Source organism: Vibrio sp. S17_S38 (assembly GCF_014694375.1).
Classification (GTDB): domain Bacteria; phylum Pseudomonadota; class Gammaproteobacteria; order Enterobacterales; family Vibrionaceae; genus Vibrio.
Map to the genome: position 1 here is coordinate 20,198 of NZ_JAAUWW010000008.1, position 23,194 is coordinate 43,391.

General features: G+C 40.2%; 17 protein-coding genes and 1 pseudogene. 11 read left to right on the plus strand and 7 right to left on the minus strand.

Annotated features, from left to right (window positions below):
• Window positions 1-3: 3 nt before the first annotated feature.
• On the minus strand, window positions 4-1,884 hold the full coding sequence (locus tag HC725_RS07825; RefSeq protein ID WP_190331273.1) for a PTS mannitol transporter subunit IICBA: 1,881 nt from the start codon (window positions 1,882-1,884) through the stop codon (window positions 4-6).
• 791 nt (window positions 1,885-2,675) lie between these two features.
• Between HC725_RS07825 and pykF the strand changes: the two genes are divergently transcribed.
• Window positions 2,676-4,088, plus strand: coding sequence for a pyruvate kinase PykF (pykF, locus tag HC725_RS07830; RefSeq protein ID WP_190331274.1), 1,413 nt, complete (start codon window positions 2,676-2,678; stop codon window positions 4,086-4,088).
• 204 nt (window positions 4,089-4,292) lie between these two features.
• On the opposite strand, the gene ilvN is transcribed toward pykF, so the two are convergent.
• The 5 genes from ilvN to HC725_RS07855 all read right to left on the minus strand — a co-directional run bounded on the left by ilvN (window position 4,293) and on the right by HC725_RS07855 (window position 9,876).
• A complete protein-coding gene (gene ilvN / locus HC725_RS07835; protein ID WP_190331275.1) occupies window positions 4,293-4,787 on the minus strand; it encodes an acetolactate synthase small subunit in 495 nt (164 codons plus the stop codon).
• Between the two features lies 1 nt (window position 4,788).
• Window positions 4,789-6,507 (minus strand): acetolactate synthase 3 large subunit, encoded by a 1,719-nt coding sequence (locus tag HC725_RS07840; protein ID WP_190331276.1) that lies wholly within the window; start codon window positions 6,505-6,507, stop codon window positions 4,789-4,791.
• Window positions 6,508-7,001: 494 nt separating this feature from the next.
• On the minus strand, window positions 7,002-7,967 hold the full coding sequence (gene leuO / locus HC725_RS07845; RefSeq protein ID WP_190331277.1) for a transcriptional regulator LeuO: 966 nt from the start codon (window positions 7,965-7,967) through the stop codon (window positions 7,002-7,004).
• 320 nt (window positions 7,968-8,287) lie between these two features.
• Window positions 8,288-9,340 (minus strand): MJ1255/VC2487 family glycosyltransferase, encoded by a 1,053-nt coding sequence (locus tag HC725_RS07850; protein ID WP_190331374.1) that lies wholly within the window; start codon window positions 9,338-9,340, stop codon window positions 8,288-8,290.
• Complete coding sequence (locus HC725_RS07855; RefSeq protein WP_190331278.1) at window positions 9,340-9,876, minus strand: phosphatase PAP2 family protein; 537 nt, start codon at window positions 9,874-9,876, stop codon at window positions 9,340-9,342. The genes HC725_RS07850 and HC725_RS07855 overlap by 1 nt, the downstream gene beginning before the upstream one ends.
• Window positions 9,877-10,295: 419 nt before the next feature.
• Between HC725_RS07855 and leuA the strand changes: the two genes are divergently transcribed.
• From leuA to HC725_RS07880, 5 genes and pseudogenes are all read left to right on the plus strand, one after another.
• On the plus strand, window positions 10,296-11,846 hold the full coding sequence (leuA, locus tag HC725_RS07860; protein ID WP_190331279.1) for a 2-isopropylmalate synthase: 1,551 nt from the start codon (window positions 10,296-10,298) through the stop codon (window positions 11,844-11,846).
• A gap of 77 nt (window positions 11,847-11,923) precedes the next feature.
• Window positions 11,924-13,018, plus strand: coding sequence for a 3-isopropylmalate dehydrogenase (gene leuB / locus HC725_RS07865; RefSeq protein WP_190331280.1), 1,095 nt, complete (start codon window positions 11,924-11,926; stop codon window positions 13,016-13,018).
• Between the two features lie 19 nt (window positions 13,019-13,037).
• Window positions 13,038-14,492: a 3-isopropylmalate dehydratase large subunit gene (leuC, locus tag HC725_RS07870; RefSeq protein WP_190331281.1), complete on the plus strand. Its 1,455-nt coding sequence runs from the start codon at window positions 13,038-13,040 to the stop codon at window positions 14,490-14,492.
• 10 nt (window positions 14,493-14,502) lie between these two features.
• A complete protein-coding gene (leuD, locus tag HC725_RS07875) occupies window positions 14,503-15,108 on the plus strand; it encodes a 3-isopropylmalate dehydratase small subunit (protein ID WP_190331282.1) in 606 nt (201 codons plus the stop codon).
• A 165-nt stretch (window positions 15,109-15,273) separates the two neighbouring features.
• Window positions 15,274-16,029: pseudogene (locus HC725_RS07880) on the plus strand (DUF547 domain-containing protein); the annotation flags it as partial.
• Between the two features lie 20 nt (window positions 16,030-16,049).
• Here the strand turns inward: HC725_RS07880 and djlA are convergent.
• A complete protein-coding gene (gene djlA, locus HC725_RS07885) occupies window positions 16,050-16,895 on the minus strand; it encodes a co-chaperone DjlA (protein ID WP_190331283.1) in 846 nt (281 codons plus the stop codon).
• A gap of 269 nt (window positions 16,896-17,164) precedes the next feature.
• On the opposite strand from djlA, the gene lptD reads away from it, so the two are divergent.
• The 5 genes from lptD to apaG all read left to right on the plus strand — a co-directional run bounded on the left by lptD (window position 17,165) and on the right by apaG (window position 23,188).
• Window positions 17,165-19,483: an LPS assembly protein LptD gene (gene lptD, locus HC725_RS07890; protein WP_190331284.1), complete on the plus strand. Its 2,319-nt coding sequence runs from the start codon at window positions 17,165-17,167 to the stop codon at window positions 19,481-19,483.
• Window positions 19,484-19,562: 79 nt separating this feature from the next.
• Complete coding sequence (gene surA / locus HC725_RS07895; protein ID WP_190331285.1) at window positions 19,563-20,864, plus strand: peptidylprolyl isomerase SurA; 1,302 nt, start codon at window positions 19,563-19,565, stop codon at window positions 20,862-20,864.
• Entirely contained in the window at window positions 20,851-21,855 is a 1,005-nt protein-coding gene (pdxA, locus tag HC725_RS07900; RefSeq protein ID WP_190331286.1) for a 4-hydroxythreonine-4-phosphate dehydrogenase PdxA, read from the plus strand. Before surA ends, pdxA begins: the two co-directional genes overlap by 14 nt.
• Window positions 21,856-21,902: 47 nt before the next feature.
• Window positions 21,903-22,727: a 16S rRNA (adenine(1518)-N(6)/adenine(1519)-N(6))-dimethyltransferase RsmA gene (rsmA, locus tag HC725_RS07905; protein ID WP_190331287.1), complete on the plus strand. Its 825-nt coding sequence runs from the start codon at window positions 21,903-21,905 to the stop codon at window positions 22,725-22,727.
• A 77-nt stretch (window positions 22,728-22,804) separates the two neighbouring features.
• The gene (gene apaG / locus HC725_RS07910) at window positions 22,805-23,188 is read left to right on the plus strand and encodes a Co2+/Mg2+ efflux protein ApaG (protein ID WP_190331288.1); all 384 of its coding nucleotides are present in this window, start codon (window positions 22,805-22,807) and stop codon (window positions 23,186-23,188) included.
• Window positions 23,189-23,194 lie beyond the last annotated feature (6 nt).

Genomic DNA, 23,194 nt, shown 5'->3' on the forward strand with positions numbered 1-23,194 from the left:
ATTTTATTGACCATTAAGAATACGAAGAACATCTTTCGGATTAGTGGTTGATTTCAGTGTCTCAATCGCCTCTTCATCATCTAATGCATTTGTAATCGCGGTAATAACATGGATATGCTCGTCACCTTTAGCTGCAATGCCGATGACCAATTTGGCGATAGAATCTTCATCTTCTCCCCATTGAACACCTGCAGGGAACTGACAGAACACAATACCGGTATTCTTAACATATTTTTTTGCATCTATTACGCCATGTGGAACCGCAATAGATTCACCGAGATAGGTTGATACTTGTTTTTCACGGTCTAGCATGCCTTGAATATACTCCTCAGACACATTGCCTTGCTTGACCAATTGCTCACCAACAAACTTAATGATGTCGGTTTGATTAGTCTCTGTCATTCCAAGAAAAATACTTTCTTTCGTTAGCTTGAAAGGTGATGTTGATGGAATAACGTCAGCAGCCTCGACCACATTTGGATTCGAATCATTAGCGGCAAGTAATTCAGAGACTAAATTGTCATAAACACTGGCTTCTAAGAAATTCGTTAACGAAATGTGCAATGCATTCTGTGCATGGGCTTTCGCTCGATCCGTTAGATCTTTATGTGTAATAACAATATCGACGTCTTGAGGTAAATTATTGATCGCCACGTTAGTCACTGAAATATCTAAACCAGCAGCCTGAACTTTTTTACGCAGTAAGCTCGCTCCCATTGCACTTGAGCCCATACCAGCATCACAAGCAACAATGATATTTTTCACTGCCGCCATATTGATAGTGGCTGAAGATCCGCCTTTTGAAGAAGCTTTCATATTTTTCATTTTTTCAGCAGCTAGCTCTAATGAATCATCATCTTCAGTTTGCTTCTGTGTTTTCATCAATAGTGATGCAACAAAGAAAGAGACCGCTGTTGAAGCAATTACGGATAGAACAACACCAATAATTGAGGCTTTCGGTGTCATTAATAGAACAGCAAAGATAGAGCCTGGTGACGCTGGAGAAATAAGACCTGCATTAAATAGCGTTAAAGTGAATACTCCTGTCATACCACCAGCAATAACAGCTAGGATAAGGCGTGGATTCATTAATACATATGGGAAGTAAATTTCGTGTATGCCACCAAAAAAATGAATAATAGATGCACCAGCAGCCGATTGCTTCGCATTACCTTTACCAAACACCATGTAAGCTAATAGAAGACCAAGACCTGGACCAGGGTTTGCCTCAATTAAGAAGAAAATTGAACGCCCTGTTTCTTGAGCTTGCTGCACACCGAGTGGCGTAAAGATTCCATGGTTAATGGCGTTGTTTAAGAATAGGATTTTTGCAGGTTCTACAAAAATTGAAGTCAGTGGAAGTAAACCTGCATCAACAAGGAATTGAACTCCTGAAGCAAGGCCAGATGTTAATACCTTAACCGCTGGACCAACAACAATATAAGCGATGATGGCACAAATCATACCAACAATACCGGCTGAGAAGTTATTCACTAACATCTCAAACCCACTCTTCACTTTACCATCAACAGCTTCATCAAATTTCTTAATGGCGAGGCCGCCTAATGGACCAACGATCATAGCCCCCATGAACATAGGAATATCAGTACCAACAATGACCCCCATTGTGGTAATTGCACCTACAACCGCACCTCGATCACCACCAATCATACGACCACCGGTATAACCAATCAGTAATGGCAATAAGTAAGTGATCATTGGGCCAACCATTGACGCTAAAGTTTCATTTGGAACCCAGCCAGTTGGTATGAATAAAGCAGTAATAAAACCCCAAGCAATGAACGCCCCAATATTAGGCATAACCATGTTGGATAAAAAACGACCAAAGTTCTGGACCTTAATTTTAGCGTCAGGTGATATCATAAAATGACCTCGTCAGTTGTCTCTAATTTGGGTTTCAAGGCCCAATATTTGTATTAAGAAGTTATTTAAATCTAACACAATATTTTCAAAGTGCAGTACGAACGATAATTAGTGATCAATATCACTAAAATCATTGATAAAACAAAAGACAACAGAGATCAAAATCACAAAAATAACGTATATAAATTACATCCATCCAATTCATGATAAATACCCCAATGAAAAACAAGATACAAGTCACAAAAACAAGCACTTCGACTTAAATTAAATAGATACATAGATCACAAATTTAAAACGTATGGATTAAAATTAGATTATTAAAGCATCAGCAATTCACTATAAATTCATAAAACAAAGATACATGTAATAAAATTACACAAATAGCATCCAAAAATTACCCCCTCTTAACCACGCTACCTCTCGTTACGATCGATCTAGATTTGATCTAATTTTTCATTACCGAATTTATTTCACAGTCTAAAATAATAATTTCTGACAAAAGGTTGTCCTAAGACAAGTAAGATTCGTGATCTTACCGATAAAGACTGGTAAAATTCCTACCTCAATTTAGAAAATTAATTACAGGTATTTAGGCTTATCTAAATCTTGCAAATGAACGATAGTGAAAAGATAATCGCTATTACGCAAGCGAGCCAACAAATACCCGCTACACTGTATGTCAGCATTTCTGTTTTGATGAACATCACATTATCTTCATGAGGTAATTGAATGCGTTATCTGAACTCATAAAGTTAAAAATTGTAATATTACTTACCGGAGAGCACTTCCACATGAAAAAGACCAAAATCGTATGTACGATTGGCCCGAAAACTGAATCTGTTGAGAAACTAACTGAACTTGCAAATGCAGGCATGAACGTAATGCGTTTGAACTTCTCACACGGTGATTTTGCTGAACATGGCGCTCGTATTGATAATCTTCGCCAAGTAATGAAAAACACAGGTAAGCAACTTGCTATTTTGCTTGATACTAAAGGTCCTGAGATTCGCACCATCAAACTAGAAAATGGTGACGATGTTGCGCTAGTTGCTGGCCAAGAGTTTACTTTCACAACCGATACATCTGTTGTAGGTAACATTAATACTGTTGCGGTAACTTACCCAGGCTTTGCTCAAGATCTTACTGCTGGTGACACAATCTTAGTCGATGATGGCCTAATTGAGATGGTTGTTGTTGCAACTACCGAAACTGAAGTTAAGTGTAAAGTGCTTAACAACGGTGACCTAGGTGAAAACAAAGGTGTTAACCTTCCTGGCGTTTCAGTAAAACTTCCTGCACTTGCAGAAAAAGATAAAGCTGACCTTAAATTTGGTTGTGAGCAAGGCGTCGATTTCGTTGCTGCATCTTTCATCCGTAAAGCTGATGATGTTAAAGAAATCCGCGAGCTTCTAGTGGCTAACGGTGGCGCAGACATCCAAATCATCTCTAAAATTGAGAACCAAGAAGGCGTTGATAACTTTGACGAAATTCTTGAAGCCTCTGACGGCATCATGGTTGCTCGTGGCGATCTAGGTGTTGAAATCCCAGTTGAAGAAGTAATCTTCGCTCAAAAAATGATGATCGAGAAATGTAACCGCGCACGTAAAGTGGTTATCACTGCAACTCAAATGCTTGATTCTATGATCAAAAACCCACGTCCAACTCGCGCAGAAGCGGGCGATGTAGCGAACGCAATCATGGATGGAACAGATGCAGTAATGCTTTCTGGTGAGTCTGCAAAAGGTAAATACCCTGTTGAAGCAGTAACTATCATGGCTCAAATCTGTGCCCGTACTGATCGCGCATTGAAAGCCGAGTTAAGCTCTCGTCTAGACAGCCCACGTTTACGCATCACTGAAGCAGTATGTAAATCAGCAGTAGAAACCGCTGAGAAACTTGCCGCGCCCGTTATTGTTGTAGCAACAGAAGCGGGTAAATCTGCGCGTTCTGTACGTAAATACTTCCCAACAGCAAAAATCATTGCGGTAACGACTAATACTAAGACTGCAGCGCAACTTTGCTTGTCTAAAGGTGTTACACCAATCGTTGTTGATGCAATTAATGATACTGAAGACTTCTACCGTCAAGGTATGGCTTTAGCACTTGAAATTGGCTACGGCGAGAAAGGCGATATTGCTGTTATGGTTTCTGGTGCTCTAGTACCATCAGGCACAACTAACACTTCTTCTGTACACGTTCTTTAATTTAGAGCGCCCCGACCTTATTTAGGACTGGACAGAGAACAAATAAAAAGGAGACCGATATGGTCTCCTTTTTTATCATTTACTGTTTAGATGCATACCTAGGCAAAATTATGAGTCAATAGCTAGTCTATTGAATTAATTTTAACGAAGTTAGGCACTAAAAGAACAAGTTGTTTAGCTTAAATTATTCAGGGTTCAGGTTAGTTAGGCTCTTAATGCTCTCTCACCACGGGCAATCCCCACTACGCCACTACGCGCAACTTCAATCACATCGGTCATTTCTGATACCGCTTTAATAAAAGCATCAAGTTTCTCACTATCGCCCGCTAATTGAATGGTGAATAAAGAAGCCGTAACATCAACTATTTGACCTCGAAACACCTCGGATAAGCGATGAACTTCAGAACGAGCAAAACCACTAGCCTTGACCTTTACTAGCATCAGCTCTCTTTCAACATACGCTTGCTCTGTCACTTCTTGGACCTTTAATACATCAACAAGCTTATGTAAGTGCTTTTCAATTTGCTCTAATTCAAGCGCATCACTTGCGGTCGTTATGTTTAAACGCGATAGCGTTGGATCATCGGTGGCTGAAACGGTAAGAGACTCAATGTTATAACCACGCTGTGAGAACAAGCCAACAACACGAGATAAAGAGCCAGCCTGGTTCTCTAATAATAATGAAATGATATGTCTCATGTTAAGTTCTCTCCGTTTTGCTTAGCCACATCTTATCCATACTTTCACCCTTCACTTGCATTGGATAAACATGCTCAGTTTCATCAACATTAATATCAATAAAGACTAAGCGATCTTTCATATCCAGCGCTTTTTTCAAACCTGCCTCAAGATCTTCAGGTTTATCAATTCGAATACCAACATGCCCATAAGCTTCGGCAATCGCAGCAAAATCTGGTACGGAGTCCATATAAGAATGAGAGTGACGACCTTGATAAATAATATCTTGCCACTGTTTCACCATGCCTAAAAATCGGTTATTAAGGTTAACAATTTTCACCGGAATATCGTATTGCAAGCAAGTGGACAATTCTTGGATATTCATTTGAATACTGCCATCACCAGTCACACAGACTACTTCTTCTTGAGGCATTGCAAACTTAACGCCCATAGCGGCTGGTAAACCAAATCCCATGGTGCCCAAACCACCTGAATTAATCCAACGACGCGGTTTATCAAACGGATAATAAAGCGCAGCAAACATTTGGTGCTGACCAACATCGGAAGCAACGTAAGCATCACCATTGGTCAACTTATAAAGTGTTTCGATAACTTGTTGAGGTTTAATGCGATCGGTGGTGCGATCAAACTCTAAACATTTGCGATTCTTCCAACCTTGCAACTCTAACCACCAAGTTTCAATCGCTTCACTGTCTTGTTTTGTCTCTTTTTCAACTAACTGCTTTAACATGCTATTTAGCACTTCATCAGCAGACCCTACAATCGGCAAATCTGCATGGATGGTTTTCGAGATAGACGATGGATCAATATCGATATGCATGATCTTGGCATTAGGGCAATATTTCTCAACGTTATTAGTGGTTCGGTCGTCAAAACGAACGCCGACACCAAAAATTAAATCCGCATTATGCATTGCCATATTGGCTTCATAGGTACCATGCATTCCGAGCATACCTAAAGAGTTCTTATGCGTTGCGGGAAATGCGCCAAGTCCCATCAACGTGCTCACAACTGGTAAGTTTAACGCTTCCGCTAATTTAATAAGTTGCTGACTCGCTTCCGCAATGATTGCACCGCCACCAACATATAAAACGGGTTTCTTGGCTTCAAGTAATGCTTTCAAACCTTTTTTAATTTGCCCCTTATGACCCGATGTCGTCGGATTATAAGAGCGCATTTGTACATCATCAGGATATTGATAAGGGAATTTTTCAAGAGGATTAAGTACATTTTTAGGTAGATCAACCACTACAGGACCAGGACGGCCAGTTGATGCAAGATAAAATGCTTTTTTAATTACTTTGGGAATGTCTTCAGCCTTTTGAACTAAAAAGCTGTGTTTTACAACTGGGCGAGAGATTCCAACCATATCGCATTCTTGAAAGGCATCATAACCAATTAAATTACTCGGTACTTGCCCAGAAATCACCACCATTGGTGCCGAATCCATATAAGCGGTCGCGATACCTGTAATGGTATTGGTCGCGCCAGGGCCAGATGTCACAAGAACAACCCCCACTTTCCCTGTTGCACGGGCATAACCATCAGCCATGTGAGTTGCGGCTTGTTCATGGCGAACTAATACATGCTCAATATCACTTTTCTCATGCAATGCATCGTAGATATCGAGAACTGAACCACCAGGGTAGCCAAAGATGTGTTCAACACCTTCATCAATCAAAGAGCGAACAACCATGTCCGCACCGGATAACATTTCCATGTTGCCTCCATTTAAACTCACCCAATGAGGTAGCCTCGTTCGTTCATTCGGTAAATCTTACATAGTTAGGGCTTATTTTTAGCCTAAATGAAGATGCGTATCATCCTACAACTTGTACCAACGAGGGGAACGAAATGAATACCATCTTATCTATGTACCCCTTAATTCGATCATAATCGACTAAGGAGGTGCATTGCTGAGCGATAAAGCGCAACTCAGTTACTTTACCTTCATACCCCTACTTCGTCTACGGGGTAAAATTCAGCCATAATTCACTTTGATAGGTATCTTCGTTATCAACAAGAATAATTACCTATAAATTAATAAAAAATAGCCCTCAATCACTCGTTTAATATTAAAAAACAAATGTAAAATATTGGCCATTATTTTACATAGATCACACTTCATTAACCGGGCATTCAGCTGAAATACAAAAAGCGCAGATCCGAAGATTCTGCGCTTTTTGTATTTCAATTAATTGTTAGTTAAATCTATTACATGTTTTCAGCTAAAGTCTCACCACAAATAAGCATCAACTGATCACGCATCCAAATATGACCCTTATCTTTTTCACTTGATTCATGCCAGCTTAAGTATCCTGCAGCTTTATTATTTTCAAACGGGTATGGCAATATCTTATAATTTGCTCGGTTTGGCATAATATCCATTAACCAACGAGGAACAACCGTCACTAATTCAGATTGGCTCACGACATAAAGAACGTTGGCTAATCCAGTCCCTTGATAAGAGGCTTGGCATCCACTTTCGGTTCCATACACTCGTTCAGAAAAACTGCTGATACCATTTAATTTTGATAATGTTGCATGCTTTTCAGCTAGAAATTCTTGCTCTGTTATTTCAGAACCAATACGTGGATGGCTTGCAGAAACAACTACCACTAATTCATCGCTAAATATTTCAGTACTTGAATACCCTGGTGCATCGAAACGTGCATAATCAATCACGAAATCAACTTCTTGATAACGTAATTTTTCGGTTAAATTACTATCACATTCAGCATCAAGGTGAAGCTGAATGCTTGGTGCTTTTTCTGCAACACCACTCATTATTCGAGGTGCAAAGCGGATATCCGATGGGCTGCATACTGCCAGCTTAAATGTGCGTTCCGAAGTTTCAGGAAGAAAAATTGAATTTGGTAGTTCATTTCGAACTAATTGTAGAGCTTGACGTAACGGACCAAACAATTGACGAGCACGTTGAGTTGGCTGGATCCCACGTCCATGACGCATAAATAATTCGTCATTAAACATAACTTTTAATCGAGCAACAGCATTACTAACCGCTGGCTGAGACATCCCTAAATATTGTGCAGCACGAGTAATATTTTGTTCCTGCATGACCGCATCAAAAACAGTTAATAGGTTAAGATCAACACCACGCAAAGTAGATTCCGTTCTGTTATTGGTGACAGTTTGGTTTTGTTGATTCATATTTGTCATTTAGTTTGCCTCTGCAATTCTTCGATCTTTTGGGTATTTACACCATTCAAGCATTAAGAAAAGATGGATTAGGTAATAATAAAACTCAGGCCACCTTCACGTGGTTTGAGAGCACTATCCATGCAAGAGATATTGATGACAACTATATTTATATAATATTACATCATTTACATGAACACCTTTAAATATCCATTAAAAACAATAAATTAAACAAAAAAATAAAACATATAAATATTTCTAAAAGTAAAATCATTGGCTCAATCTATGGTTTTATCCTTCTGCTTATTTATTGAACTTCAATTCATTCATTGTTCTGAGGTTTATTCATTGATCAAAGCGTAATGAGGAAAATCTACTTGTTCCCATAAATGAGACCAGAGAGGCTCAATATGTTGCCATTCACCATTTACCACCCATTCAGCAATAGCATGGGCTACATCAGGGTAAATCACTTTTTCTGCTGGTTGATCTTCTAACCAAGAGCGAACACTACTTGGGTCTAGCCAGTTCATGGACTGAGCCAAGCCTAAAGATTCCAATGTTGCAACATTACTTAATTGCTCAAATTGCCCCTCTAATGGTTTAAGTAAGAGTTTTTTTCCTAACGAAAGTGCCTCTGAAGGTAACTCAAATCCACCATTCGCAATAACACCCTGACAGGCTTGTAAATCATGTTGAAAAGATTGAAACGAAAGTGGTTGAAAACTAACATTCTCTTGCTGGTAAGCATGTTTAATTGCAGGGTGATAACAGATAAATTGATAAGTAGAAAAGCGCATTAATAATTGCGTTACTTCTTTCAAATCTTCAAATGGTAAATAAACTAAAAGAGCATCATGGCTACTATAAATAGAGACTATCGGTGTATGGACAATCGGCGGCAAAATAGGTTGCTGAAAGTGATACCAATGTAATCCTAAGTGAAACTGAGTCGGTGCAAAATGTTGCAAAACAGTATGATCTATCCAACCGGCTCCTTTTTTAGGCACAGGATATCGAAATGCATTCTGATGGCTAATTCCAATTGTTGGTATACTTTGCTTTTTAGCTGCCCATGCCGTAATAGGTTCAAAATCATTAAGCACAACGTCATAACCTGATAAGTCCAATTGCGATACTTCTCTCATCAAACTGGCAATATTGGTATTCATCGCAGTTTTTAAATGACTAACTTTCCCTTTTTCAGTCTGAAACGTTAACCCTCTTCGAGTTTGATAAGAACCAAAATCTTCCATTGAGAAATAATCTTTTGCTTTTCTACCTGAGAATAAAAAATCAACTTCAACATCTTGCTTCTGAAATGCATTTGCCATCGCTCGGGCCCTTGCAATATGCCCATTTCCAGTCCCTTGAACACCATAAAGAATTTTCATCATATGTTCATCCCTATTGAAATCTGTAAAGCCAACCACGCTGCACTCGCCCCTAATATCGCACCTAACACAATATCAGTCAGAAAATGCACACCAAGTAGAATACGAGAAAAGCCAATCAACCCGGCCCAAAAGTAAGCGGCGACCGTAAGATCTGGATAGAAATGTTGCATCAAAGTCGCAATGACAAAACCTGCGGCAGTGTGCCCAGATGGCAAGCTGTATTTATCCGATGGTGTAATAAATGAAATAAGGTTCTGAGAGAGTTGAGCGGGACGACGGCGTTTAAAGCTATTTTTTAATACCCAATAAATAGGTAATTCAATCAAGAAAGCAATAAGTCCTACCATAAAAAACAAGCGACCAATTTGTGCATCACCCCACCAAGCAAGTACCCCAATCAGAAGATACAAGTGTCCATCTCCTGTATGAGAGATAGCTTTACTCATCTGAGCAACGGGTTGATTAAAACGATGCTGTAAACAAAACAAAGAAAAGGCCAAATCAAATCTGGCTATTGGTTGTATTAGACTCATTTTGTTTCCCCTTATACCTTTGCACTAATGTATTAGCTCTAAAGTAAAAGTATCCGATGACAAATAAGTGACATTAATTTGTCGGTATGATGAAGCGAATAAACTTATGATTAAGTGGCCAAGCTAGAAATTAATGAATGTTTTTTCATCAAAAAACCTTGACGTCACCAAGGTAAATGCGGTACTAATTTAGACACTAACTATGTGGAAGAAAATAAATGACTAAGAATGTTTCAACTCTACTCAACCTCCTCCTTATCGTGAACAAATCGCGCGGGTAGGCAGTGGACGAAACATACCACATAAGAATTCCAAAAAAGCCCGCATTATCATGCGGGCTTTTTTATTGCATTTAGCCCACCAAAGCTAAATATTTAAATCGCGTTGGATCGCGTACTTAACATCAAAAGGAAGCCACCATGAATGATCAAGTAATTATATTCGACACCACGCTACGTGACGGTGAACAAGCACTTTCAGCCAGCCTAACGGTGAAGGAAAAACTGCAAATTGCTTATGCACTGGAACGTTTAGGTGTTGATGTAATTGAAGCTGGCTTCCCTATTTCTTCTCCTGGTGATTTTGAATCTGTTCAAACGATCGCTAAAAATATCAAAAACAGTCGTATTTGTGCCTTATCTCGCGCCGTAGAAAAAGATATCGATGTCGCAGCAGAAGCTCTAAAAGTCGCCGAAGCATTCCGAATTCATACCTTTATTTCAACCTCGACCATTCACGTCCAAGACAAACTTCGCCGTAGTTATGATGATGTAGTCGAGATGGCAGTTCGCTCTGTTACTCGAGCTCGTAAATATACCGATGATGTCGAATTCTCTTGTGAAGATGCTGGCCGTACACCAATCGACAACCTATGTCGCATTGTTGAAGCTGCAATTAATGCAGGCGCAACCACAGTCAATATTCCAGATACAGTCGGCTACACTCTAGCCAACGAATTCGGCGGCATTATCGCCACTTTATTTAACCGTGTTCCAAACATCGATAAAGCTGTGATTTCAGTCCATTGCCATGATGACTTAGGTATGTCAGTGGCAAACTCAATGGCCGCGGTTCAAGCAGGTGCGCGACAAGTTGAAGGAACGATTAACGGAATTGGTGAGCGTGCCGGTAACTGTGCACTTGAAGAGATTGCCATGGTCATTAAAACTCGTGGTGACTTCTTAGGTGTCAATACAGGGCTTAAATACGATGAAATTCACCGTACTAGCAAGCTTGTTAGTCAGCTTTGTAATATGCCGATTCAAAGTAACAAAGCGATTGTGGGCGCCAATGCCTTTAGCCACTCCTCTGGTATTCACCAAGATGGCATGTTAAAAAATAAAAATACCTATGAGATCATGACACCTGAATCAATTGGCCTTAAAAACCAAGCCTTGAATCTAACCAGTCGTTCGGGTCGCGCGGCAGTTAAAAGCCACATGGATACCATGGGTTACAAGGATTCAGATTACAATCTAAATACTTTGTATGAAGACTTTTTGAAACTTGCGGATCGCAAAGGACAAGTATTTGATTACGACTTGGAATCTCTAATGCACTTTGCCAATTTGCGTGATGAAGACGACTACTTTAAGTTGAACTACTTAAGCGTTCAATCTGGCAGCGTGATGGCGACCACCAGCATTAAATTATTGTGTGGTGATGAAGAAAAATGCGAAGCGGCTGTCGGTAATGGTCCAGTCGATGCTCTATACCAGTGCATATATAAGTTAACAGGTTATGACATCGTGCTAGATAAATTCGACCTAACGGCTAAAGGTGAAGGGGAAGATGGTTTAGGCCAAGCCGATATTATTGCCAATTACAAAGGTCGCAAATATCATGGTACTGGTTTAGCGACCGATATCGTTGAAGCTTCAGGTCAAGCACTGCTTCATGTTATTAATAGCATTCATCGCGCCGATCAAATCGCAGAAATCAAACAATCAAAAAGAATGGAAACCGTATAACCCAACTTTCAGAGCAAGTGATATAACCATCACTTGCTCTAGTTTACAGGTTTAATTTTTAAGGAAGAGAGACCCCCATGGCAGCTACGTACAAAATTGCAGTTTTACCCGGTGATGGCATTGGCCCAGAAGTGATGCAACAAGCGCATAAAGTCCTTGATGCGATAGAGAAAAAGCACGCTATTACTTTCGAACGTGAACAACATGATGTCGGCGGAATTGCCATTGATAATCACGGCACACCACTTCCAAATAGCACACTAAAAGCTTGTGAAGAATCGGATGCAGTTTTATTTGGTTCAGTCGGCGGCCCTAAATGGGAAAATCTACCACCGAACGATCAACCAGAACGCGGTGCATTGCTTCCTCTACGTAAGCACTTCCAATTATTTTGTAATCTTCGCCCTGCACAAATCCATGCAGGTTTAGAAAAGTTCTCACCATTACGTGCGGATATTTCTGAGCGTGGTTTTGATATTGTGGTGGTGCGTGAATTAACTGGCGGGATCTACTTTGGTCAACCTAAGGGACGTGAAGGCGAAGGTCCTGAAGAAAAAGCATTTGATACTGAAATTTATCATCGTTACGAAATTGAACGCATTGCGAAAATTGCCTTTGAATCGGCACGTTTACGTGGCAAAAAAGTCTGTTCTGTCGATAAAGCCAACGTTCTACAAAGCTCAATCTTATGGCGTGAAGTGGTAGAAGAAATCGCCAAAGATTACCCTGATGTCGAGTTGTCACACATCTATATTGATAACGCTACTATGCAACTTATCAAAGATCCTTCTCAGTTTGATGTGATGCTTTGTTCTAACATTTTTGGCGACATTATTTCTGATGAATGCGCCATGATCACAGGCTCGATGGGTATGCTTCCTTCCGCCAGCCTAAATGAAAGCAAGTTTGGTTTGTATGAACCAGCAGGCGGCAGCGCACCTGATATTGCAGGTAAAAACATTGCTAACCCTGTGGCGCAAATACTATCCGCTGCGTTAATGCTCCGTTATAGCTTAAATGAAGAATCAGCTGCGCAAGATATCGAAAATGCAGTATCTAAAGCCCTAGAAGCCGGAGAGCTAACGGGTGATTTAGCCGGTGATAAACCAGCGCTGTCTACTTCAGAAATGGGTGACAAAATCGCGCAATATATCCTTAATTCTAATCAATAAGCACGAGCAGGTAGAAGCAATGTCAAAATCTACGTCTTTATCAAAAACACTATACGAAAAAGTCTACGATGCTCATGTGGCCGTAGCTGCGGAAGGTGAAACGCCTATTCTGTATATTGATCGCCATTTAGTACATGAAGTCACTTCACCGCAAGCTTTTGATGGTTTGCGTGAGAAAGGCCGCCCAGTGCGCCAAGTAAGCAAAACTTTTGCCACGATGGATCACAACGTGTCCACCACCACCAAAGACATTAATGCATCAGGTGACATGGCAAGAATTCAAATGCAAACCCTAATGCAGAACTGCCTAGAATTTGGCGTTACCCTTTATGATTTAAACCATAAGTACCAAGGTATCGTGCATGTTATGGGACCGGAGCTTGGGATCACCCTACCGGGTATGACAATTGTTTGTGGTGACTCTCACACCGCCACCCACGGCGCATTTGGATCGCTTGCTTTTGGTATTGGAACGTCTGAAGTTGAGCATGTTTTGGCGACTCAAACGCTAAAACAAGCGAAAGCCAAAACCATGAAGATCGAAGTTAAAGGCAAAGTCGCCGACGGCATTACCGCGAAAGATATTGTACTCGCGATCATTGGAAAAACCACAGCTGCTGGCGGTACTGGTTATGTGGTTGAATTCTGCGGTGAAGCCATTACCGACCTTTCGATGGAAGGCCGCATGACAGTTTGTAACATGGCGATCGAGCTTGGTGCAAAGGCAGGTCTTATCGCACCAGATCAAACTACATTTGACTATGTTCAAGGTAAAAAATTCTCACCAAAAGGCGCAGAATTTGATGCTGCTGTTGAATATTGGAAAACACTTCCATCCGATGCCGATGCCAAATTTGATGCAGTTGTCACATTAGACGCATCCGAAATCACTCCACAAGTAACTTGGGGTACTAACCCCGGTCAAGTAATGTCGGTCGATGGCATTATTCCTGCTCCAGAGAGTTTCTCAGATCCAGTAGAACAGAGCTCGGCTAAAAAAGCACTGGCTTACATGGGATTAGAAGCCGGTAAGAAATTATCTGATTACAGTGTCGATAAAGTCTTTGTCGGCTCTTGTACTAATTCTCGCATTGAAGATATGCGCGCTGCCGCCGCAGTAGTAACTGCCGCCAATGGCAAAAAAGTAGCCGCTAATGTACAAGCTTTGATCGTTCCAGGTTCTGAACAAGTAAAAGCTCAAGCTGAAGCTGAAGGTTTGGATAAAATTTTCATTGATGCTGGCTTTGAATGGCGTTTGCCGGGTTGCTCTATGTGCCTTGCGATGAACAATGACCGTTTAGGACCTCAAGAGCGTTGTGCTTCCACCAGCAATCGTAACTTTGAAGGTCGCCAAGGTCGTGATGGCCGTACTCACTTAGTTAGCCCTGCCATGGCTGCTGCTGCCGCGATTGCTGGCCATTTTGTTGATATTCGCCAATTCAACTTACCATCACAAACAGAAAAAGCACAATAAGGAGCACACTATGTCACAAGGATTTCAAAAACATACCGGCCTAGTGGTTCCATTGGATATTGCTAATATTGATACCGATGCGATCATTCCAAAACAGTTTCTACAAAAAGTGACTCGTACTGGATTTGGTCAACACCTATTCAATGATTGGCGTTTCTTAGATGATGCTGGGCAACAACCAAACCCTGAATTCATTATGAACAAATCTCGCTATCAAGGCGCGAGTATTCTGCTATCACGTGAAAACTTTGGTTGTGGTTCATCACGTGAGCATGCTCCTTGGGCGCTGGCGGATTATGGTATTCAAGTAATGATCGCACCGAGTTTTGCTGATATTTTTTATGGTAACTCGATCAATAATCAGCTTGTGCCAGTAAGATTAAGCGAAAGCGAAGTTGATGAACTATTTCAATTTGTTGAAGCCAATGAAGGTGCACAAATCACCGTTGATTTAGAAGCTATGAGCGTATCAGCTAACGGAAAAACCTACTCGTTTGAAATTGACGAATTCCGTCGCCATTGTTTATTAAATGGTTTGGATAATATCGGCTTAACTTTGCAACACGCCGATAAAATCACGGAATTTGAAAATAACATTCCCAGCTTTTTGAGATAATAGAAGTCGTACTCATTATAAAATCCTAGTATTTAAATCAGCATTAACTGACTAATTAAATATTAGGATTTTTTATGAAAGATCCATTGCGCTTTATTGGTCTATCTTTACAGTAATCATCAATGAAGACTTACCATGTACTGACTCACGCTTTTACTACTTTCTCTTTTTTCTTTTAGCTCTTTTTCGGCGCCAAAATCCGAACTTTGGCCTTATTGGAATGCGATCAACGAAAACAGCACTCAAGTGATCGATCATTCCTCATGGCAAAATATTCTCGATCATAACCTCGTGATCAAGGGGGAAAACCACTTATTTCGTTATGCCACCATTAGTGATGAAGACAAGCAAACACTTAATCAATACCTGCAATATTTGGCCAAGTTAGATCCACGCCAACTGAACAGGCAAGAACAATTTGCCTATTGGGTCAATCTATACAATGCGTTAACTGTAAAACTTATTATTGATAATTATCCAATAGAATCGATCACTAAGCTGGGTGGCTTATTTTCATTTGGTCCTTGGAATGAAAAGATCATATCAATCAATACTGTTCCTTTAACACTCAATGATATTGAACACCGAATCTTACGCCCTATCTGGAAAGATCGACGCATTCATTATGCGGTGAACTGTGCCAGCTTAGGTTGCCCGAACTTATCCAGTCAGGCTTTTACTGCAAAAAATACCGAGACCTTGTTAGCTCAGTCAGAACATGAGTTCATCAATAGTAAAAAAGGTGTCGTTATTTCCAATAATGGCCGGTTAACCCTATCTTCAATTTATGATTGGTATGCGGCTGACTTTGGAGGAGAAAAAGGAGTCTTGAACTATTTATCTCACTTTAAACCCGAAATAAAGCAGATAAACAAAAAGCCCAGCTACTATTATAACTGGGCTTTAAACGAGAATAGATAGAACTACCAAGTGCTATTTCTTTACTTAAATCCTTTCTCTTTTTTGATAAGGTCATAAGCACTTTGAATTTCTTGTGCTTTTTGTTTAGCGACTTCCATCATTTCCGTAGGCAAACCTTTGGCTACCAATTTATCAGGGTGATGTTCATTCATTAATTTGCGGTGTGCACGCTTAATGGTTTTTGCATCTGCATCTTTATCAACGCCTAATAGGTCATAAGCATCATTAAGTTGTGATGCTGACGTTTGTTGTTGCCACTGCCCACCAGATTGCTGATCTTGCTGCTGATATCCACCAAAACCACCACCTTGCTGAAAACGAAATGCAGCTTCTTGCATGCGCAAACGCTGTTGTAAATATTGAGCCGTAAATCCTAATTCTTGCGCTACCGTTTGCAGGACTTGTATTTCACTAGGGTGTAATTCACCATCGGCAAAAGCCGCTGAAATTTGTAATTCAAGGAAAAACTGCAACAAATCACGTCGACGACCCGCTGAAAAACGCACTTTACGTAACGTATCATGCAAAGGAAATCCGGACTCTTTGCCTTGACGAAAAGCTTCTTGAGCGATCTTTTTTTGTTCCGGAGACAGATTCATTCGATCCATCATCACCGTCGCAAGTTGGATTTCTTGCTGCGTCACCTGCCCTTTAGCTTTAGCAACATGTCCCATTACCGCATAAGCGGCCTGGAAAAATTCCGTTTGCCTTTCCGCTTGTGATGCCCCAGAGCCAAATGCAGATTGGAACCCGCGCTGATTTTTTCGTGCTTTATCAAATTGATGCCCAATAAAACAACCAATAATGGCACCGGGAATAGCACCAATCATTGAACCAAACAAAATACCCAGTAATTTACCTATCATCTAGTTACCTAATTCTCCAAACTATGAATTTTTATTCTTAACTATTGTCTGTATAGTGTCGATGAGCTTTAAAGTCCCTTTTAGGGATAATCTTTTCTATACTCAACTTACAATCTTAATGTTATAAACGTGTCTTTTATCTAGTTGAACAATGTATCTTAAAGCCGTTTACATATATGATATAGAAATCTTTATAGAGTTCGTCTTATTTCTGAAAATTTCTAAAAAAAAACAATATTAACTAAAGTTTCACAGGATTATTTTACTCAATGTTTCGAATTTCTCGCACTTTTCTTGCCACTCTTATTAGTGCTGCCTTCTTACCTGCTGCTTTCGCTGACGATAGCAGCAGTGACAGTGTGCCTGAAGAAATCATCGCCCCTGGAGAGCAGTGCATCGCCCCCGATGCAAATAAAGAAGATCAATCTAATATTCCCGTTAATATCCAAGCAGATAATGTCACCACACAAGGACAAAGCCAAGCCACATATTCTGGTGATGTGGTTGTCACTCAAGGCCATAAAACCATAACAGCCGATAAAGTCACGATCAATCAAGCCAACAATACTGCTATCGCCGATGGCAATGTTAATACTAATGATGGTCAAATAAAATCAACATCAAACAAAGTTAACTCCGATCTCACTGGCAATCGTATTGAGCTATACGACACTCAATTTAAATTATTGTGCCAAAGCGCTCGTGGTGATGCAGCTTATATATTAAAAGACGGACAAGCCATTTACACAATGCAAGACGGCACCCTAACAACTTGTCCTGAAGATAACAAATCTTGGCGTGTAAAAGCGACCGATATTGATATTGATAACAATGAAGAAGAAGCGACATTTTATAATACTCGCTTTGAGATACTCGACGTTCCTGTATTTTACTGGCCCTATATTACAGTACCAATTGGTAAGAAACGTAAAACTGGTTTCCTTTATCCAAATGGAGCCTACGACACTAAAAATGGCTTGGAAATCAATATTCCAATCTATTTTAACCTTGCACCAAATTACGATCTCACCACCACCGTTAACTACATGCAAAAGCGTGGCACTCAATTAGATAATAATTTTCGTTATCTTACTGATGGTTTTGGATCCGGCTCAGTTGATTTCGAATACTTAAACCAAGATGACCTCTATTCAGATAAAGGGCACCGTTGGGGTCTTAACTGGCAGCATGATGGTATCTACGATCGTAATTGGAAATTTTCAGTTGATTACGCCAAAGTCAGCGACAAGACTTATCTTGATGATTTAGATTCAAATATTGGTGAACGTGAAGACGGCCAATTAAATCAAATGGGTGAGATAAGCTACCGTACTGATTATTCTGATACCACATTGAAAGTTCGTAACTTCCAAGTGCTTACAAGTGCGACACCTTACCGTTTAATGCCGCAACTTGGCTTTAAGTATTACCGCCCAAGTGTTCTACCTAATGTCGATTTTGAATGGGATAGCCATATCAGTAAGTTCGAGACCGATAATAGTGAATTACCAGATGCAACACGTGTACACGTAGAACCAGGTGTCGTTCTTCCATTTTCCGCGCCTTGGGGGCAATTAACCTCTGAAGCTAAAGTCATGTACACCTATTATGATCAAGATTTAAAAGATGGTGACGTTTCTAATTACAATTCAGATTTAAAAGAAAGTGCTCAACGAGTGGTGCCAGAATTCCGTATTAATGGCTCATTGTTCATGGACAGTAACGAGAAGTTTTTTGGTGATTATACCCAAACCATAGAGCCAAGATTACAGTACTTATACATCCCAAAAGTGAATCAAGATGATATTTATCACGGCTATGATACGACATTAATGCAGCAAGATTATTACGGCTTATTCCGTGATATGAAGTACAGCAGCGTCGATTATATCGCCTCATCAAATCAAGTAAGTTATGGTGCAACCTCTCGTTTTTACGATCAAGACTATAAAGAACGTTTTAATATTTCGGTTGGTCAGATTGTCTATTTAGATCCTAACGAAAATGAAGATTCAGACGACCATTTATCCGCTTGGGCGTTAGAAAATGAATGGAATATTAGTGATAAATGGCAATATAAAGGTGGTATTCAATACGACACTAACCTATCTGACTTACAGCAAGCCAATAGCACTATTGAATATAAGATGCCAACGGGTTACACACAGCTAAATTACCGTTATACCTCAAAGGACTACATTCAAGATAATGCTCCAAACATATCCGAATCTAGACTAGATACATACACACGTGATGGTATTTCTCAACTCGGTATGTTAACTCAATTTAAAATAGCGGATCGTTGGGACTTCAATGCCAACTATTACCATGATTTAACTGAAAACCAAATGTTAGAAGGCTTAGTTGGCTTAACTTACAATGATGATTGCTGGTTCTTAGGCGTCACTTATTCTCGTCATATGATGTCTTCAAGCGATGTAACAAAAATTTACCCAGAGCCGGGGCCTGAATATGAAGGAAAGGTTAGCATAAACTTTGGTATTAAAGGTTTAGGTACTTCGACAGGATTAACCTATAGCGACGGTGGTAATGCATTGAGCTATGGCAGACCATTTAGCTTGAATTAAAAATCAATCGAACGCATAAAACGAACAAGCCAGCATCTCAATTTCTGGCTTCTCCTTAAGTACTATTTTGGACGCAATAATGAAAAAATGGATTCCAGCTATATTAAGCTTATTCACTTTGGGCATCGGCCATTCAGCTTTAGCTGCGCCACAAGAATTGAACCGAGTGATTGCTATTGTTAACACAGGTGTGATTCTACAAACTGATGTTGATAACGCGATGAAAACAGTAAAAGCAAATGCAGGTGAAAAAGGTTTACCTAATGAAAAAATACTCCGAGAGCAAGTATTAGAAAAGCTGATTACTGACGAGATTCAACTTCAAGAAGCTAAAAAAATGGGTATTCAGATTGATGATGAACGCTTGGAACAAGCGATAAAAGGCATAGCAAAAGATCATAATCAAACCGTAGAAGAACTCACTGCATCTGTGAAAAGTGAAGGGCTTACTTATCCTATTTTTCGTGAGCAGATCCGTAAAGAGATGGCGATAAGTGAAGCGCGTAATGCTCAAGTGCGCCGTCGCATTAACGTATCACCTTCAGAAGTTGAAACCTTATCAGGGCTACTAGCCGCTCAAAGCACCTCAACCGTTGAATATAAAATATCTCAACTGCAACTTAAGTTTGGTGATGATAAACAAGCAACTGAAAAGCAAGCAGAAGAACTTGTGGCACGATTAAAACAAGGAGAGGATTTTTCAACACTCGCCTATACTTATTCAAAAGGACCTAAAGCATTGGAAGGTGGTGACTGGGGCTGGATGCGAAAAGAAGAAATGCCTACTATTTTTGCTGACCAAATCACCACTCAAGGAAAAGGCGCTATCATTGGTCCATTTCGTAGTGGTATAGGATTTCATATCATGATGATTGAAGATGTGAAAGGCCTTAAAACTGTTGCCGTTACAGAAGTTAATGCTCAACACATTTTAATCAAACCATCGATAATATTAAGTGATGAAGGTGCAAAAGAAGAACTAAATGGTTTTATTGACGAAATAAAATCAGGCAAAAGAACTTTTGGCCAGCTAGCTCAACAATATAGCCAAGATCCAGGCTCCGCTGTTGCTGATGGAAAGCTGGGTTATCAAACCTCCGATTCATATGCACCTGAATTTAAATACCAAGTTGATCATTTAGCTATTGGTCAAATTAGTGAGCCCTTCAAAACGACTTATGGTTGGCATATTGTCAAGGTACTTGACCGTAGAACCGTAGATAGAACTGAATCATCAATGAAAAATAGAGCTTACCAAATACTATTTAAACGTAAATTTAATGATGAAGCAGTCGCGTGGCTACAAGAAATCCGAGCCAGTGCTTATGTTGAAATATTAGATTATAATGCAACCGGAGAAAACGACGATGCTAAGCAGTAAACGCATTGTCATCACCGCTGGTGAACCAGCAGGCATAGGTCCTGATTTGGTTTTAGCGTTATCACAAAAGGATTGGCCACATCAATTGATCGTCTGCGCGGATAAAAACATGCTGATGCAGCGTGCTGAGCAGCTTAATATTGATGTTGTACTTATCGAATACCAAGCGCAACAAGAGGCGATGCCCTCACAAGCAGGGCAATTGTATGTTGAGCATATCGATGTAGCTTCTCCTGTTGTAGCCGGGCAGCTTAATGAAGCTAATGGTCATTATGTGCTAGAAACGCTAAAACGTGCATGCGAAGGTTGCATGAGTAAAGAATTCGATGCTTTAGTTACAGGGCCTGTTCATAAAGGTGTAATTAATCGTGCGGGCGTTGCCTTTAGCGGGCATACCGAATTTTTTGCAGAGCAATCTGAGACTCCATTGGTGGTCATGATGCTTGCGACTGAAGGTTTACGTGTTGCATTAGTGACTACTCACATTCCTTTAGCCTATGTCAGCCAAGCCGTTACCGCTGAACGTTTAGAAAGTATTATTCATATTCTACATACTGACTTAGTCAATAAATTTGGTATTGAAAATCCATCGATCTATGTTTGTGGTCTCAATCCTCACGCTGGGGAAGATGGATGTTTAGGGCGTGAAGAAATCGAAACCATCACGCCGACATTGGAAAGGTTAAGACAAAAAGATGGTATGAATCTTGTTGGACCGCTACCAGCAGACACTATCTTTAATGCTAAATATTTAGAGCAAGCTGACACTGTATTAGCTATGTATCATGACCAAGGGCTGCCTGTACTAAAATACAAAGGCTTTGGGAATTCGGTCAACATCACTTTAGGCTTGCCTTTTATACGCACCTCCGTTGATCATGGTACTGCTCTTGATTTAGCTGGCACAGGGAAAGCCGACATAGGCAGTTTCTTAACTGCTATCACCCATGCATTGGAGCTTGCTGAAAGTTCGAATCCTAATACCAATTAATACCCTATATTCAATACGGTATTAATTTAATAAAATGAGAAATTATAATGAGTAATGATGTCCATTTAGGTCACAAAGCGCGTAAACGTTTTGGTCAAAATTTCCTTAATGATCCTTACATTATCGATGGTATTGTATCGGCAATTAATCCACTTCCAGGACAAAACTTAGTTGAGATCGGTCCTGGTCTTGGTGCTATCACGGAACCAGTTGGACGTGAAGTTGACAAACTAACCGTTATTGAACTTGATAGGGATTTAGCACATCGCTTACGTAATCACCCTGAATTGGCGAGCAAACTCACCATTTATGAAGGTGATGCTATGCGTTTTGATTTCACTCAACTGGTAAAGCCAAACAATAAATTACGTATTTTTGGTAACTTACCATACAACATATCAACACCATTGATGTTTCACTTATTTGAATTTCATAGTGATATTCAAGATATGCATTTTATGCTTCAAAAAGAAGTAGTTAATCGCTTAGCGGCAGGGCCAGGCTCAAAAGCTTATGGTCGTTTAACGGTAATGGCGCAATATTATTGTAAAGTCATGCCGGTGTTGGAAGTACCACCTACCGCCTTTATCCCGCCACCTAAAGTGGATTCAGCCGTGGTACGACTAATGCCTTATGAGGTTCTTCCTCATCCTGCAACTAGTTTAAAGTGGCTTGAACGAGTGTGTCGTGAAGGTTTTAACCAACGCCGTAAAACTGTAAGAAATTGCTTTAGAGCACTCGCGAGCGTTGAAGAATTAGAGCAACTTAATATCAACCCAGGTGTTCGTCCTGAGAACTTAACCTTGGTGCAATTTGTTGATTTAGCTAATTACCTTGATGCTAAATCGACCTCACCAGAGTCTGAGGATTAAATAAACCTATTAGCGTACCGATTTTTATAGCATAAACGGTGCGCTAATCGTCTTCCCCTAAGGATAGGAGATCGCTTATGTCAATCGAGACCATCCCTTGTATTAAATGCCAAGTCCAAACCCGCTATATTCCTGAACAATCTCAACCTGCACAACATCGCTATGTCTTTGCCTATACGATCACCATCCGTAATTTAAGCCAACATTCGGTTCAACTTCTCACGCGTCGTTGGTTAATTACCGATGCCAATGGCAAGCAACTAAGTATTGAAGGCGATGGAGTGGTTGGTGAACAGCCTTTGATTGAGTCCATGCAAGAGTACACTTACACCAGTGGTACAGCGATTGAAACCCCCGTTGGCGTCATGCAAGGACACTATGGGATGATGGATGAACAAGGAAGCCCCTTTATCGCAGAGATATCCCCTTTTCGTTTAGCTATTCCCAATATTCTTAATTAGGGAGGC